This window comes from Sphingomonas sp., from assembly GCF_035317925.1.
In the GTDB taxonomy this organism is placed as follows: Bacteria; Pseudomonadota; Alphaproteobacteria; order Sphingomonadales; family Sphingomonadaceae; genus Sphingomonas_I.
Window position 1 is genome coordinate 17,612 of sequence record NZ_DATHFV010000120.1, and the last position, 15,126, is coordinate 32,737.

Sequence of the window (15,126 nt, forward strand, 5' to 3'; positions counted from 1 at the left end):
GGCGACGCCCCTGACCTTGATCGATCCAGGTATGCCTGGGTCGTGAATCAAGGTCTAACCCTTTGAATAGAGCCTGATTCACGTCACCGGTGGAAGCGCCTAGCGCTTTCACCGGTGACGATCAGGCTCTTGGTGCGATTGAAGAGGCTTAGCGGCGCGCGTCGAGCGAGAGACGGCCGCCGCCGAATGCGACCACTTGGAGCAGACCACCGGCCATCGCGACATTCTTGAAGAAGTGGATGAACTGGTTCTGGTCGGCGAAATTGTGGTGGAAGCCGATCGCCGTCGCGAAGGCGAATACGGTCAGGATGGCCGCGACGATCCGGGTGCGATAACCGAGCACCAGCAGCAGGCCACCGCCCAGTTCGATCGCCGCCGCCACGGCATAGGCCACGGTCGGTGCCGGGAGGCCGGCCGACTGGATATAGCCGATCGTCGCGGCGGGTGCGGTGATCTTGGAAATGCCGCTTAGCAGGAAGATGGCGGCGATCAGGATGCGGCCGACCAGCGGCACGATGCCCGATTCAGTGCGGACGGTTGTGGAAGTAGCCATGGTGAAGGTCCCCGTTAGAAAGACGGCGTCACCTTTGGCGCCGTTGCGGTCCTTTATGTCGGCTAGGCGACGACATAAAAAAAGAGCACGAATGATCATAGCATCGTTTCCGAAATTTGACCGTCAGCCGCCGCGATGCTCCTCCAGCGCATAGGATGGCCGGCGCCGGGTCATGCCGAGGATCGAGGTCGCCGCGCCGCCAATCAGCGCTGCCACCAGCAGCGGAGCCTGACTCGCGCTTTCCAGGACACGATCGCAAGCAGGTCGACGCTTACGACCGAGCTCAGATAGCGAGCGTCTCGACGAAATGCGGCGGGATCATCGCGTTACCTCCGCGATCAGCGTGCAGGCACGGGCGGCGTCGCCAATCCCGGTCACAGCAAAATTCTTGTTCTTGAGCCGGTTGTAGGTCTCGAAAAAGCTGGTCAGTTCACCCAGCATCGCGCCGCCCAAGCCATCCATATCCTGCATATCGGCGTGAATGCGCGTCTTGAGGATGCGGCCAATCAGCCGGTCGTTGCGGTTGCGCCGGCCGTCGAGCTCGGTTTGGCAGGCCTCGATCACGCCCAGCAATTTGACCGTCGCCAGGCAGTCGACCGGCAGCGTCTCGTCGGCGAGGATCAGGATATCGACCGGATCGCCGTCCTCAGCGAGCGTATTCGGCACGAAGCCGAAGGCGAGCGGGAACGCCATGCCCGCCGGCAGCACGTCGTGCAGCGCGAACAACCCGCTTTCGCGGTCATAATCATATTTGGTGCGGCAGCCGGCGGGCGTCTCGACGATCGCACGGACGGTTGCGGCCTCCCGGTCGAGGCAGTGGGGCAAGGTGAAGAGATCGGCCAATTCGGGTGCTCCGGGACTTGTCTTGGGGGTTCCAAGTCCCGGAGCTGCCGAACGATCCATGCGAACCATCCGACATTCGGTTTCGCGTGCGATTATCCGGCGCGAAGATCGGGGCGTAGCGCCGGATCGGCCTGCGCCTGGATCAGGATATCGGTCTGCGCGGGCGGCGGCGGGGGCGGGCTCGCCACCGCTCCATGGCTCAGCAGCAGGGCCGCCGCGCCCAGCGCGAAGCCGCCGAGGCCGCACAACAGATCGGGGCGAAACAGACGCAACATCGTAATTCCCTTGACCATATTTGCGCCGCCGCCCCCGTGGGGGAGGAAATGGGGGCGGCGACGCGTCCTTTTGTCCGGATCGCCCGCTAGACCGGCGCCGTTCGCGCCCCGTAATGACCAGCGTGAATCTGACGTGAAAAAATGCCCGGTCCGGCATATTCACGGGAAATCGGGGGAGGATTGGTGGCGATTCGCTGTTTGCGCGTGCTCGGAACGCTGGCGCTCGATGCGCCCGCCGCTTCCGCTGTGCTGCGAACACGCAAGGCTGTCGCCCTCTTCACCTTTCTGGCGTTGCAGCCCGATCGCCGCGCCCGGCGTGAGCAGCTTGCGCAGATGTTCTGGCCGCGCGTGGAAAGCGACGCGGCGCGTACCAGCCTGCGTCAGTTGCTTGCTGGCCTGCGCAAAGCCCGCGCGGAGCACGCGCCCCTGCTCGTCGCCGAGGGGGATTGGCTGGCGCTTGCCAACGATGTCGACGTCGATGCGATCGCGTTCCAGACGGCGGCGGCCCGCGATGAGGTTGCCGGCGCAGCCGAGGCAGTGTCCCTCTATCGCGGCGCGCTGCTCGCCGATGGGCTGGCGGTGGATTCGACCGAATTTGACGACTGGCTCGATCAGGAGCGCGCGCGCCTGTGCCGTCTCGCGGTCGCGGCGATGGAGCGGCTCGCCGCCGCCGCGATCGCGGGCGGGTTCGACCGCGCCGAAGGGCTCGCCGCTGCCGAGCGCTCGGTCGCGCTCGATCCCTATAACGAACAGGCGCACCGCCAGCTGATGGCGTTGCAGGCGGCGAGCGGCCGGCCCGATCTAGCTTTGCTCCATTATGCCGCGCTGGCCGACACGCTACGGCGCGATTTGCAGGTCGCGCCGGACCCCGAGACGCAGAAGCTGCACGAACGGCTGCGTGGCGAACGGCGACCGCAGCGTGCGGCAACGGCGGTCGAGGCCGAGCCGATCGTTGGCGTCTGGGCCGAAACCGCGCTCGCCGTGATGCCGCCCCCGCCGCAACGGCGGATCGGCTCGTTCGCGCCCGCCGCCCTGATCGGCGTGGCGGCAGCGCTCCTGGTCGCCGCGGCGATCGGGTTGCACCGCTGGATCGCGCCGCCGCCGACCGCGCCCAGGGTCACGCGGCTATTCCCGGTCGCCGCCGATCCCTCGATCGAACAGCGCCCCGCGATCGCGCCCGATGGCGCGCGCGTCGTCTACACTGGCCGGCTGCAGGACCGGCAGAATGTCGATCTCTATCTGGTCACGATCGGTGATCAGACGGCGGTGCGGCTGACCAATGATCCCGACATCGACGACAATGCCGCGTGGGCGCCCGACGGCTCGGCGATCGCCTTCACGCGATCGCCCCGCGACGGCCATGCGCCCTGTGCGATCCTGATCATGGCCTCGACCGGTGGGCAGGAACGGCTTGCTGGCCATTGCCGGGCGGCTCTGACCTCGCGGTTGAGCTGGGCGCCCGACGGCCGCACTTTGTATTTTAGCGACGCCGCGACCAAAGGCGGCGTGTCGCGCATCTACAGGATCGACACGATCTCGGGCGCGACAACCGCGGTGACCGATCCGCCTGCCAACATCCAGGGCGATGGCGATCCGCAGGTTTCGCATGACGGCAAGACGCTCGCTTATCTGCGCACCAAGGCGTGGCAGTCGGTCGAGGTCGAGACGCAGGATCTCGACGGCGGCACACATCGCTCGCTCAGTCATGACGGCAAGACGGTTTGGGGTCTCACCTGGGACCCGAAAGATCAGGGTTTGTTTTTCTCGTCGGACCGCTCCGGCGACACCGGCCTGTGGTGGATCGCACGCGACGGCAGCGGCCTGACGCGGCTGGCGCTCGGCGATGTCGAATATCGTGCGCTTAGCGCGGCACGGCACAAGGACCGGCTCGTGTTCGAGGCGCTCAAGGATCATGCGAGCTTCCAGCAGGTGCCGCGCGGCGCGACGCCCGCGACCGAGCCGCAATATATTTCCAGTCTGCGCACCAATCTGTTCGATCGCTTCTATGTTGAATCGCGTAATGGCCGCGCGGCGTTCGTCTCGGTGCGCGCCGGGCCGGAAAATCTGTGGGTCGCGGACAAGGGCAAGCCGCCGCACCAGATCAGCTTCACGCAGGACATCTTCTATCAGGAGCCGGCCTGGTCGCCCGACGGCAAGTGGATCGCTTATATCGGCGTCACGAGCGATCAGAGCGATCTGTTCCTGATCAGCGGCGACGGCGGTGCGCCGCGCGCGATCACGCGCGATCCGGCGGTGCAGCAATCGCCGGCCTGGTCGCCCGACGGCAAATATCTTTATTTCACGTCGCGCAAATCGGGCGGTTGGCGAATCTGGCGGGTCGATCCGTTCGCAAACGCCCCCGCAATCGCGGTCAGCGGCGATGGTCCGCGCACGGTGCGGCCGAGCGCGGACGGCCGATATCTCTATTACGTTACGGATGGCGTGGCGGGCGTGCGCCGGCGCGCACTGTCGCCTGACGGCACGTCCCTCGCCGGACCGGAAAAGTTGGTGATCGCCGGGCTCCATCCGAGCGACTGGCGCAATTGGTGGCTGACCGACGGAGCGCTTTTCTATGCCAAACGTGGCGGCGGCGATCCGGACGGCTTTATCGTGCGCCACGATCTCGCCACCGGCGCCGAGCGCGATGTGACGGATGCGACCCATTTGCTGTGGTCGGCGAGCTTCTGGGCGCGGCCCGACGGTTCGCTCGTGCTGACGCATCGCGATCTGCAGATCGACGTCAACGGCGTGGACTTCTAACCGGCGGCCGTACACAGAACCCCCGACCATGACCCCCCTCGACGCGCTGCACGACACGTTCGGTTATCACGAATTCCGCGGCCGCCAGGCCGAGGTGATCGATCGTGTCATGGCGGGCGCGAACACGCTGGCGGTGATGCCGACCGGCGCGGGCAAGTCGCTCACCTATCAGATCCCGAGCCTGTGCCGCCCCGGCACCGGCCTCGTCATCTCGCCCCTGATCGCCTTGATGCACGATCAGGTACGCGCCGCCGAGGCGGCGGGGATTCGTGCCGCGTCGCTAACCTCGGCCGACACCGATCGCGACGAAACGGTGCGCCGCCTGCGCGATGGCGAACTCGATCTGCTTTACGTTGCGCCGGAACGCGCGAATGTCGACAGCTTCCGTCGCCTGCTCGACCGCACGCCGCTCGCTTTGATCGCGATCGACGAGGCGCATTGCGTGTCCGAATGGGGCCATGATTTCCGCCCCGATTATCGCCAGCTCCGAAGCCTGCTCGACGCACACCCGGATGTTCCCCGGCTGGCGCTGACCGCCACCGCCGACCGGCACACACGCGCCGATATTCTCGCCCAGCTCGGCATTCCCGAGGACGGGCTGATCCTGGCGGGGTTCGACCGGCCCAATATCCGCTACGCCGTCAGCCCGCGCGACGGCCTCACCAAGCAACTCGCCGATCTGATCGCGGAAAATCCGGGGCCGGGCATCATCTATGCGCAAAGCCGCGCCGAGACCGAGAAGCTGGCGGCCGCGCTTGAGGCCACAGGGCGGCCGACGCGCGCCTATCATGCCGGGCTCGATCCGGCGGTGCGGCAGGCCAATGCGCGTGCCTTCGTCTCGTCGGAGGACATGGTGATGGTCGCGACGATCGCCTTCGGCATGGGCATCGACAAGCCCGACGTGCGGTTCGTCGCGCATGCCGGCATCCCCAAATCGATCGAGGCTTATTATCAGGAAACCGGCCGCGCCGGCCGCGACGGCGATCCGGCGGCGGCGCAGCTTTTCTGGGGTGCCGAGGATTTCGCGCGCGCCCGCCGCCGGATCGAAACCGAGGTCGAGGACAGCCGGCGCGGCGGCGAACGCCAGCGGCTCAACGCGCTCGCCGGCCTGGTCGAGGCGACCGGCTGCCGCCGTGCGATATTACTGCGCCATTTCGGCGAGCATCCGCCCGAACGCTGCGGAAATTGCGACAATTGCCTGAACCCGCCCGAATCCGTCGATGCGACCGAGGTCGCGCGGAAATTGCTGTCGGCCGCCTTCCGCACCGAAATGCGCTTCGGCGTAACCCATCTCACCGACGTCCTGGCGGGCAAGGAAACCGACAAAATCCTCAGCTTGGGTCATCACCGCCTGTCCGTATTCGGCATCGCGAACGAGGAAGAGATCCGGCTGATCAAGCCGGTCGCGCGTGCCCTGCTCGCGCGCGATGCCTTGCGCGCCGACGATTATGGCGGCCTGTCCTTCGGCCCCGCCGCCAAACCGATCCTGAAGGGCGAGGAAGCGGTCGCGATCGTGCTGCCGCCCAAGCGCGAGAAGAAGCGCCGCGCGAGCCGCGACTTCGGCCCGGCCGATCCGCTGTTCGATGCGCTGCGCGACCTGCGCCGCGAACTCGCCAGGGATCAGGGCGTGCCGCCCTACGTCATCTTCCACGATGCGACCCTGCGCGAGATGGCGGCGATCAAGCCGCACGATCGCCATGCTTTGTCCGAGATCAGCGGCGTCGGCGCGCGCAAGCTTGAGGCTTATGGCGATGCGTTTCTCGCGGTGGTCCGGAACTTCTAGGGAAAATCAGGGCTGGGCTGCCATCCTTTGGCCGCGCACCGCGCCATCCAGTGTTTCCACGATCGTCGTCAGCCGGAAAATCTCGCGCCGATCCTGCTCGCCCACCGCCTCCAGCTGCTCGACCTTGAGCGCATAAAGATCGAGGCCGATCTCATGCGCCGACCAGGCGAGCAATTCGCGCTCGTCGGGCCGATATTGGCCGCCCGACGGCTTGGCGCCGAGCAGCAGGAAGCCGGTCAGTTCGGCGCGCTGAATCATCGGCAGCGCCAGTCCCTCATCGGTTTCGATCGCCTCGCGCGTGGCGCGTAATTTCACCGCGACCGGAAGATCGGCATCGATCGCGTGCGCGCCCTCGCCTCCCGCCAGCACGAAATCGGCGCCCTCGCCTTGCATATAGAGCGCGCAAGCCGCCCCGCCCGAAAAACGGCGCAACTCGGCGACAAAAGCGTCCCGCAACACCGGCGCCTTGCCGATGAAGTGCGCCTCCCTGACGAAGGTCCGCAACCGGGCTTCGTTATGGTGCCAGCCGCGGAAGAACAAAGCCTCGATCCGATGCTCGACGAAATCGCGCAGGCGATGGAAGGCGAGGAAAATGGCGAGCGCGATCCCCGCGTCCAGCAACAGACTCGCATTGTGCGATTCGATCGGCAGGAAATGCTCGGCCGCCCATTCGGACAGGCCGAACGATATCAGCAGGATCGCACTGACCGCGCCATAAACCAGCGTGCGGTTGATGGCGAAGCCGATGTCCAGCACCCGGTGGCGCAGGATCGCGTAGGAGGCGAGCGCCGGGAAGATATAACCCGTCAGCCCATAGCCGATCCAGCCGATCGGGTCGGCGATGTCATCGGCATAGGCGTGGCCGATGAAGAAATTGTACGAATTGACGCCATAGCCCGCCATCATCGCGGCGACGGCCAGCAGCAGAAACGCATAACGCGTCTGCACATAACGCGTGCTGCGCTTCCAGCCTTCGTAAAGGACGTAGAGCGTGAACGCGAATGCGGGGGCCGTGATCAATATCGGTATCCGCGTGCCGTCGCCCAGAATTGGCAATTCGACCAACGCGAGCTCGGCGGTGCAGAAGGCCAGGGTGAACAGGATCACGCCCACGCCCGCCGCCGCCAGCGCCCAGCGCCGCCAGCGATGCACCACGCCGGTCGTCTCCTCATTGAACGTCACCGCAAAGGCCGGCAGCAGCGTGGAAGCGGTCGCGATCCCGAGCCAGTAAAAGACGAAGAATATCTGGAAGACCGGCGGCCGGCTTTCCATCGGTCCCGGCAGGTAGACGCTGTAGCACAAGAGCGCGAGGCCGAGCAGGAAGGCCGGCCGCTGACGGCCGCAGCGCAACAGGATGATCGTGCCCAAAGATGCGATGATGAGGTTGGCCAGGATCGACCGCAATTGGAGCGCGATCACATTGACGTTCGCGCGCGACAAGGGCGGTCGTGCGATGGCAGTGACCGCATGGTGTCGGACGACGCCCTGGCGCTGGATGGAGAATCCGATCTGCTCGCCGGCGTGGATCGGGCGCAGATAGTCGTAGCGCCGGTCGAAGCGTAGATGATCGCCGGTGGCCACGCCGGCCTCGGCCATCGGCAGGCCGGGCACGACCTTCGCCGCTTCGACATAGCCGGGCGCGAACTTCGGCGCGGGCGCAAAACTGGCGCCGACCGTGCCGGCATCGGCGGGCCAGCCGAGTAGGAGTCCGATCGCTTCGAAGTTCGGGATGAACACCGCGAGCGCCAGCAGGATGGCGGCGATCCGCGCCCAGGCAGGCAGCCGTCTCGGCACTGGGTCGGAATAGGTGGCGTCCAAGGTCATCCCCCCTCAAACTGCTGCCACTGTGCCCCAAAGCGGCACGGTTGGGAATTGGGAACGGGCGACGCGTTCGTTGCAGTGATCCGCGGCTTTTAGCGCAATCCCAACCACGCTCGCGCCGTGGCTGTGCCGGCCCGGCGGTGGTTTCCACCAAATTGGGATATTCTCCAGGTTCGAATCCGGCGAAAAATGTGCAATATTCTTTGTTACAGGAAAAATTCAATAAATAATTCTGTTCATGCCTGACGCATAGTGCCGGGCAGAAAGTGTTGTTTTGGCTTATCAACTTCAATTGATGAGGGTCGTGATGGGCAATATCAAAGGTCATGTCGCCTTTAAGGCGGCTTTATTCTGCTGCGCTTGGGCTTTCTCGGAAGTTGCGCCAGCTGCGGTATTCGTTTGTACAAACGAAAGCTGTTCCACTTGGGCGGCGATCACCGCAACCCAGCTCGCGCTCAAATCGAACGATCCAAGCAAGACGGCGATCTCGGCAGCGCTGAGCAATTCGACCCAGGATTCGGTCACCAACGGGTACAATTCGGCTGCCGGCACCAATCTTTATTTGAAATCCAGCCTTTGGCATGAGGGCGGAGACGATCCTTTCAAAGGCTTCGATCATGTCACCGCTTATGTTTTCAAAAACGGGGCCAAGGTGAAGACCTGCCATGTCTTCTCCTATGCCAAGGTTCTGAAAGGCCCTTATTTCGCGACCTGCGCATAGGGGCATCCCCGATCGGGCGGCGCAACCTCGTTTACGATGGTTGCGCCGATGCGTGCGGGCTAAGAAAGCCCCATGTCCCGCGAGCGCGACTTCATCGATCGGCTGAAACCGCTGGCACGCCATCCCGCCGCGCGTGGGCTGGCCGACGATGCGGCGGTGCTCGAGCTCGGCAATGTGGTGCTGGTGCTGACCCACGACATGATCGTCGAGGGCGTCCATTATCTGCCCGGCGATCCGCCTGGGGACGTGGCGTGGAAGCTGGTCGCGGTGAACCTGTCCGATCTCGCCGCCAAGGGCGCGCGGCCGGTGGGCGTGCTGCTGGGCTATTCGCTGGACGTGGCGGCGGAGCGGGATACGGCCTTCATCGCGGGCCTGCGCGAGGCGCTCGATGCCTTCGCCGTGCCCTTGCTGGGCGGGGATACGGTGCAGACGCCCGCGGGCGCGCCGCGCGCGCATGGCCTCACCGCGATCGGCGAGGCGCCGCCGCATGGCGCCCCGCGCCGCGCGGGCGCGCAAGCCGGCGATATCCTCTACATGACGGGCGAAGTCGGCGCGGCGGGGTTGGGCCTCGCCATCGCCAAAGGCGAGCGCGAAGGCCCGGCCGAGTGGCTCGCCGCCTATCGCCGGCCGCAGCCGCGGCTGGTGGAAGGCCAGGCGCTCGCGCCTTTGGTCCACGCCATGGCCGATATTTCGGACGGGCTGCTGATCGACGCGATGCGGATGGCGGAGGCGGGCGGGCTCGCGGTCGAGATCGATCTGGAGGCGGTACCGATTCCCGAAGGCGCGGACCGGATGGCGGCGATCACCGCCGGCGACGATTACGAATTGCTGTTCGCGGGCCCTGGCAATTTAAGCCTTTCGCAACCGCATCTCGCTAAGATCAGCGCGATCGGCCGTTTCACCTCCGGACATGGCCTTAGCCTCACGGATCGAAGCGGCGCGGTGCCACTGCCCGAACGCCTTGGATATGAACATGACGCGCCATGATCTTCGCAGCCTGACCATGTTGCTGATGGGTCTCGCGTGCGGCGGCTTCGCGGCGCTCGGTCTGCACCATTTCTCGGCCTGAATTTCCGGCACTTCGCGTAGCTTGCCGATAGCGCCAAGTCGCTTTAAGCCTTCCCCAAACCCGGCCGCAAACAATGCGGTGCTAAAACCATTGGGGGATTAGAGAGAATGCTGATCGTTGAACTGGCCATTGGCTGTGGCCTGCTAGCCGTACTGTACGGAATCATCACCGCGATGCAGGTGCTGCGCGCGCCTGCCGGCAATCAGCGGATGCAGGACATTGCCGCCGCGATCCAGGAAGGCGCCCGTGCCTATCTCACCAAGCAATATACCACGATCGCCATCGTCGGCGTGGTCGTTGCGATCCTGGTCTTCTTCTTTCTCGGTGTGGTCCCCGCGATCGGCTTCGCGATCGGCGCGATCCTGTCGGGCGTGACTGGCTTCATCGGCATGAATATTTCGGTGCGCGCCAATGTCCGTACCGCTGAGGCCGCGCGTCACTCGCTGCAGGGCGGCCTGACGATGGCGTTCCGTTCGGGCGCGGTGACGGGCATGCTCGTCGCCGGTTTGGCTTTGCTCGCCATCGCCGGTTACTTCTTCGCGCTCGTCCATAGCGGCATGGTTGCGACCAGCCGGCCGGTGATCAACGCGCTGGTGGCGCTGTCCTTCGGCGCCTCGCTCATCTCGATCTTCGCGCGTCTCGGCGGCGGCATCTTCACCAAGGCGGCCGACGTCGGCGCCGACATGGTCGGCAAGAACGAGCTCGGCTTCGACGAGGATGACGATCGCAACCCGGGCGTGATCGCGGACAATGTCGGCGACAATGTCGGCGATTGCGCCGGCATGGCCGCCGATCTGTTCGAAACCTATGTCGTCACGATCGGCGCCACGATGGTGCTGGTCGCCTTGCTCGTTGCCGGCAGCGATGCGTTCAAGCTGATGACGCTGCCGCTGCTCGCGGGCGGCGTCTGCATTATCACTTCAATCATCGGCACCTATTTCGTGCGCCTTGGTGGCGGCTCGATCATGGGCGCGCTCTACAAGGGCTTCCTCGTCACCGCCGTCCTGTCGATCCCGGCTTTGTGGTGGGCCACTCACTTCATCTTCCCGGACATGAACGCGATCATCGGCAGCGCGGCCGAGGCGACCAGCCTCGACACCGCTCCCGCCGTTGCCGCGCACACTGCCTTCACCGCGATGGACCTGTTCTGGTGCATGCTCGTCGGGCTCGGCGTGACCGGCCTGATCGTGTGGATCACCGAATATTATACGGGTACCAATTATCGCCCGGTCCAGTCGATCGCCAAGGCCTCAGATTCGGGCCACGGCACCAACGTCATCCAGGGCCTCGCGGTCTCGATGGAATCGACCGCGCTGCCGACGCTCGTGATCGTGGTCGGTATCATCGCCAGCTACCAGCTCGCCGGCCTGATCGGCATCGCCTTCGCCGCGACCGCGATGCTGGCGCTCGCCGGCATGGTCGTCGCGCTCGACGCTTATGGCCCGGTCACCGACAATGCCGGCGGCATCGCCGAAATGGCCGGGCTCGAGGGCGAGGTGCGCGAGCGCACCGACGCGCTCGACGCGGTCGGCAACACCACCAAGGCGGTGACCAAGGGCTATGCGATCGGTTCGGCCGGTCTTGCCGCGCTCGTGCTGTTCGCGACCTATACCGAGGATTTGTCGCAATTCTTCGGCAACGTCGCGGTCAACTTCTCGCTGTCCAATCCCTATGTCGTGGTCGGGCTGCTGCTCGGCGCTCTGCTGCCTTATCTGTTCGGCGGCATGGCGATGACGGCGGTCGGGCGCACCGCGCAGGCGGTCGCGCAGGACATCCGCGCGCAGTTCAAGGAAAATCCCGGCATCGCGGATCGCAGCGTGCGCCCCAATTATGCGCGCACGGTCAGCCTCGTCACCGCAGGCGCGATCAAGGAGATGATCGTGCCGTCGCTGCTGCCGGTGCTGGCCCCGGTCGTGGTCTATTTCGCGATCACGCAGGTTGCCGGACAGGGCAACGGCTTCGCCGCGCTCGGCGCCTTGCTGATGGGCGTGATCGTGTCGGGCCTGTTCGTCGCCATCTCGATGACCTCGGGCGGCGGTGCCTGGGATAATGCCAAGAAGGTGATCGAGGTCGGTGCCTATGGCGGCAAGGGTTCGCCCGCGCACCAGGCCGCCGTCACCGGCGACACGGTCGGCGATCCCTACAAGGATACCGCCGGTCCGGCGGTGAACCCGATGATCAAGATCACCAACATCGTCGCGCTGTTGCTGCTGGCCGCGCTGGCTGCGCACGGCGGCTGATCCAATAGTCCGACGCTGCCTAAGTTGGCGGCGTCGGACACTTTTCCAGATATGATCGACACTGGCCCTCGTCACGCGAGCGTGTATCCTCGCGTGTCGGCTTAAGGGGGAATAAGCGCGCATGACCGTTCATCTGCTCAGCCTGGCGGGCATCGTCCTGATCCTTCTGGTGGCATTCGCGCTGTCGTCCAACCGGCGCTGGATCCGCCTGCGCGTCGTCGGTGCGGCGTTCGCGCTGCAGGTCGGGATCGCGGTGCTGGTGCTGTACGTGCCCGCCGGCCGGGGGGCGATCGCGTGGATGGCCGGCGGCGTCAGCGCCTTGCTCGGCTATGCGGGCGAGGGCACGGCTTTCCTGTTCGGCCCGTTCGCGTCGTCGCCGCTCGGCCAGAATTTCGCGCTGCAGGCGTTGCCCGTCATCATCTTCTTCGCGAGCCTGGTCTCGATCCTCTACCATCTCGGCGTCATGCAGAAGATCGTGCGGTGGCTCGGCGGCGCGATCGAATGGGTCGTCGGGATCAGCAAGGTCGAGAGCCTGTGCGCGGCGGCCAACATCTTCGTCGGCCAGTCGGAAGCGCCTTTGGTGATCCGCCCCTATCTCGCGGCTCTGCGCCCGAGCCAGCTGTTTCAGGTGATGACGAGCGGCATGGCCGGCGTCGCGGGCACGATCCTCGCGGCCTATGCCGCGATGGGCATCCGCATTGAGTATCTGCTCGCGGCGAGCTTCATGTCCGCGCCCGGCGCGATCCTGATGGCGAAGATGATGATGCCGGACAATCCCGCCGACGTGAATCTGCCGATCCACGAAATGGTCGATACCAGTCACGCGGATGAGGATGAAAAGCCCGCCAACGTGATCATGGCGGCCGCGCAGGGCGCGCAACTGGGCGTGCGGCTGGCGGTGATGGTCGGGGCGATGGTGTTCGCCTTCGTTGCTTTGGTCGCGCTCGCCAACGGCATCTTGTCGGGCGTCGGTGGCTGGTTTGGCATCGCCGATCTGACCTTTCAGCGCATCCTGGGCTATGTCTTCGCGCCGATCATGTATCTGATCAGCGTGCCGTGGGATCAGGCCGGCGCGGCGGGGGGCCTGTTCGGCGAGAAGATCGTGCTCAACGAATTCGTCGCCTACATCCATCTCGGCAAGCTGACCTCGACATTGAGCGCGCACAGCCAGGCGGTGGTGACCTTCGCTTTGTGCGGTTTCGCCAATTTCAGCTCGATCGCGATCCAGATGGCGGTGACCGGCGGCCTCGCCCCCAATCAGCGGCCGATGATCGCGCGGCTCGGCCTCAAGGCTCTGCTCGCGGGCAGCCTCGCCAATCTGATGTCGGCGGCACTGGCAGGGATGCTGATCCCCTAGCCCTTGAACCAGCGGGCGAACGCGAACCAGGCAGTGATCACGACGGCGATGATCACGCAGAAGGCGACAACCGCCCAGAAGGCCCAGGGCTCATGGGCATCGGGGATGCCGTCGACATTCATGCCGAGCAGGCCGGTCAGGAAGGTCAACGGCAGGAAGATCAAGGCGACGATCGAGATCAACAAGGCCCGTTTTTCGAGCTGCTCGGATCTGAGGTCGGTCAGTTGTTCGTGGATCAGCGCCGATCGTTCGCGCACCGCCTCCAGATCCTCGGCCATGCGCGCAAAGCGGTCCGCCGCCTCCCGCAGGTGCAGGCGGTCGTCATCTTCCAGCCAAGGGGTGTCCAGTTCGGCGAGCTGCGTCAGCGCCACGCGTTGCGGCGCCACGAAGCGGCGATAGGCGATCGCGTCGGAGCGTGCCGTGGCGATGCGGCGGCGCGTTTCGAACGCATGTTCGGGCTCCAGTCTCAACTCGCATTCGTCGACCAGATCGGCGAGATCGCTGATCACGGGATCGACCTGCTTGGTGATGATCATCGCGAGATGCGAGACAAGGTCGCCAGGATCCTTGATCTCGCCCGCTTTCATCTGGTCGACGAGCTTGTCGATCCCCTTGAGCGGGTGGAAACTGACCGAAATGGCACGCCCCTGCTCGACCCACACGCGGATCGAGACGAGCGTATCTTCGCCATTCTTGCTCTTATCGTCATCGGCGGCGGGTCCGCGCAGGTTGATCAACGCGCCGTCCTCGATCGCCTCGCTGCGGGGGCGTGTTTCCATCGCCGTCAGCGCGTAAATGACCGTGGTCGGCATCCCGCCATGGTCTTGCAGCCATTGCAGCGTGTCCTGCTCGCGTCCGTCGAGATGGACCCAGACGAAGATGGCGGGGGATTTCCGCGCCGAGCAGGCTTCGGCCGCGTCGACCTCATGCCCCTTGCCGTCCTTTTTCAGTTCGAGCGCCCAACGGTTCATTGCGGTGTCCAGATCAGGTGGAGCGAAAGGCCGGGCGCGGGAACGCGCGGCGGGGCTTGTGCGATCCGCACCGCGTCGGCGCGGGCGCGGTCGAGAATCGCGGTCGGCACGCTGCCTTCGATGTAAAGCCGGTCGGCAAGACCGAGCAGGCGCGCCGCGCGCAAAGTGAGCAGATCGGCATCGGCATCGGCAATTTCAATCCGCTCGATCCGCCCCGGCGCGGCTTCGGCGGTGGTGATCGCCGCGGCGGGATCGTCATGGTCGGCGAGCGGATCGAGCGGACCGCCGGCGGCAAGCAAGCCGCCGATCGCGCGTCGTCGCACGTCGATATCGGGGAAGCGCACGCGCAGTGATTCGCGCGCGCCGAGCAAAGCCTCCGCCAGCTTGCCCAGGCCGGCCGGCAGCAGGGGTTCGAGCCGCTGCCGGAGCGCGGCGGCGAGTCCCGCGGACGCGCCGCCCGTACCGATCGCGACCAGCACCGGATCGCGGTCGATGATCGCGGGCAAGGTGAAGTCGCACAAATCGGGCCGGTCGACGACATTGACCAGCAGCCCGCGCGCCCTGAGCCGTGCGGCTGCAGCCTCGTCACCATCGGCAACCACGGCGAGTGTAGCCTCGGCACTATCCTCACCGACGATACGCGCGCCGGCGCGTTCCAGCAGCCGCGCTTTGGCGTCGGCGGCGGGGCCGTCGCCGATCAGGATGACCGGCTTGCCCTCCAGCCGCACGAAGA

General features: G+C 65.6%; 12 protein-coding genes. 6 read left to right on the plus strand and 6 right to left on the minus strand.

Annotated features, from left to right (window positions below; all coding sequences use genetic code 11):
* Positions 1-148: 148 nt before the first annotated feature.
* The 3 genes from VK533_RS08615 to VK533_RS08625 form a co-directional block, all read right to left on the minus strand.
* Positions 149-553, minus strand: a complete 405-nt coding sequence (locus tag VK533_RS08615; protein WP_324376455.1) for a DoxX family protein — start codon at positions 551-553, stop codon at positions 149-151.
* A 318-nt stretch (positions 554-871) separates the two neighbouring features.
* Positions 872-1,396 (minus strand): inorganic diphosphatase, encoded by a 525-nt coding sequence (locus VK533_RS08620; RefSeq protein WP_324376456.1) that lies wholly within the window; start codon positions 1,394-1,396, stop codon positions 872-874.
* A gap of 92 nt (positions 1,397-1,488) precedes the next feature.
* Entirely contained in the window at positions 1,489-1,671 is a 183-nt protein-coding gene (locus VK533_RS08625) for a hypothetical protein (RefSeq protein WP_324376457.1), read from the minus strand.
* Between the two features lie 183 nt (positions 1,672-1,854).
* Between VK533_RS08625 and VK533_RS08630 the strand changes: the two genes are divergently transcribed.
* Together VK533_RS08630 and recQ are read left to right on the plus strand one after the other, a co-directional pair.
* Complete coding sequence (locus tag VK533_RS08630) at positions 1,855-4,431, plus strand: BTAD domain-containing putative transcriptional regulator (RefSeq protein ID WP_324376458.1); 2,577 nt, start codon at positions 1,855-1,857, stop codon at positions 4,429-4,431.
* A gap of 28 nt (positions 4,432-4,459) precedes the next feature.
* Positions 4,460-6,214, plus strand: coding sequence for a DNA helicase RecQ (gene recQ, locus VK533_RS08635; RefSeq protein ID WP_324376459.1), 1,755 nt, complete (start codon positions 4,460-4,462; stop codon positions 6,212-6,214).
* A 6-nt stretch (positions 6,215-6,220) separates the two neighbouring features.
* On the opposite strand, the gene VK533_RS08640 is transcribed toward recQ, so the two are convergent.
* A complete protein-coding gene (locus VK533_RS08640) occupies positions 6,221-8,038 on the minus strand; it encodes a hypothetical protein (protein ID WP_324376460.1) in 1,818 nt (605 codons plus the stop codon).
* Positions 8,039-8,342: 304 nt separating this feature from the next.
* On the opposite strand from VK533_RS08640, the gene VK533_RS08645 reads away from it, so the two are divergent.
* The 4 genes from VK533_RS08645 to VK533_RS08660 all read left to right on the plus strand — a co-directional run bounded on the left by VK533_RS08645 (position 8,343) and on the right by VK533_RS08660 (position 13,422).
* The gene (locus tag VK533_RS08645) at positions 8,343-8,756 is read left to right on the plus strand and encodes a hypothetical protein (protein WP_324376461.1); all 414 of its coding nucleotides are present in this window, start codon (positions 8,343-8,345) and stop codon (positions 8,754-8,756) included.
* Positions 8,757-8,828: 72 nt separating this feature from the next.
* Positions 8,829-9,743 (plus strand): thiamine-phosphate kinase, encoded by a 915-nt coding sequence (gene thiL / locus VK533_RS08650; protein WP_324376462.1) that lies wholly within the window; start codon positions 8,829-8,831, stop codon positions 9,741-9,743.
* Positions 9,744-9,932: 189 nt separating this feature from the next.
* Entirely contained in the window at positions 9,933-12,065 is a 2,133-nt protein-coding gene (locus VK533_RS08655; RefSeq protein ID WP_324376463.1) for a sodium-translocating pyrophosphatase, read from the plus strand.
* Positions 12,066-12,186: 121 nt separating this feature from the next.
* Complete coding sequence (locus VK533_RS08660; protein ID WP_324376464.1) at positions 12,187-13,422, plus strand: NupC/NupG family nucleoside CNT transporter; 1,236 nt, start codon at positions 12,187-12,189, stop codon at positions 13,420-13,422.
* On the opposite strand, the gene VK533_RS08665 is transcribed toward VK533_RS08660, so the two are convergent.
* Complete coding sequence (locus VK533_RS08665; protein WP_324376465.1) at positions 13,419-14,393, minus strand: zinc transporter ZntB; 975 nt, start codon at positions 14,391-14,393, stop codon at positions 13,419-13,421. The two genes, VK533_RS08660 and VK533_RS08665, sit on opposite strands and share 4 nt — an antisense overlap.
* Positions 14,390-15,121: a precorrin-2 dehydrogenase/sirohydrochlorin ferrochelatase family protein gene (locus tag VK533_RS08670; protein ID WP_324376467.1), complete on the minus strand. Its 732-nt coding sequence runs from the start codon at positions 15,119-15,121 to the stop codon at positions 14,390-14,392. Before VK533_RS08670 ends, VK533_RS08665 begins: the two co-directional genes overlap by 4 nt.
* Positions 15,122-15,126 lie beyond the last annotated feature (5 nt).

Coding starts and splice junctions, on each gene's coding strand:
- VK533_RS08615 (WP_324376455.1), bottom strand. CDS start 553: ATGGCTACTTCCACAACCGTCCGCACTGAATCGGGCATCGTGCCGCTG.
- VK533_RS08625 (WP_324376457.1), bottom strand. CDS start 1,671: ATGTTGCGTCTGTTTCGCCCCGATCTGTTGTGCGGCCTCGGCGGCTTC.
- recQ (WP_324376459.1), top strand. CDS start 4,460: ATGACCCCCCTCGACGCGCTGCACGACACGTTCGGTTATCACGAATTC.
- VK533_RS08640 (WP_324376460.1), bottom strand. CDS start 8,038: ATGACCTTGGACGCCACCTATTCCGACCCAGTGCCGAGACGGCTGCCT.
- VK533_RS08645 (WP_324376461.1), top strand. CDS start 8,343: ATGGGCAATATCAAAGGTCATGTCGCCTTTAAGGCGGCTTTATTCTGC.
- thiL (WP_324376462.1), top strand. CDS start 8,829: ATGTCCCGCGAGCGCGACTTCATCGATCGGCTGAAACCGCTGGCACGC.
- VK533_RS08655 (WP_324376463.1), top strand. CDS start 9,933: ATGCTGATCGTTGAACTGGCCATTGGCTGTGGCCTGCTAGCCGTACTG.
- VK533_RS08660 (WP_324376464.1), top strand. CDS start 12,187: ATGACCGTTCATCTGCTCAGCCTGGCGGGCATCGTCCTGATCCTTCTG.
- VK533_RS08665 (WP_324376465.1), bottom strand. CDS start 14,393: ATGAACCGTTGGGCGCTCGAACTGAAAAAGGACGGCAAGGGGCATGAG.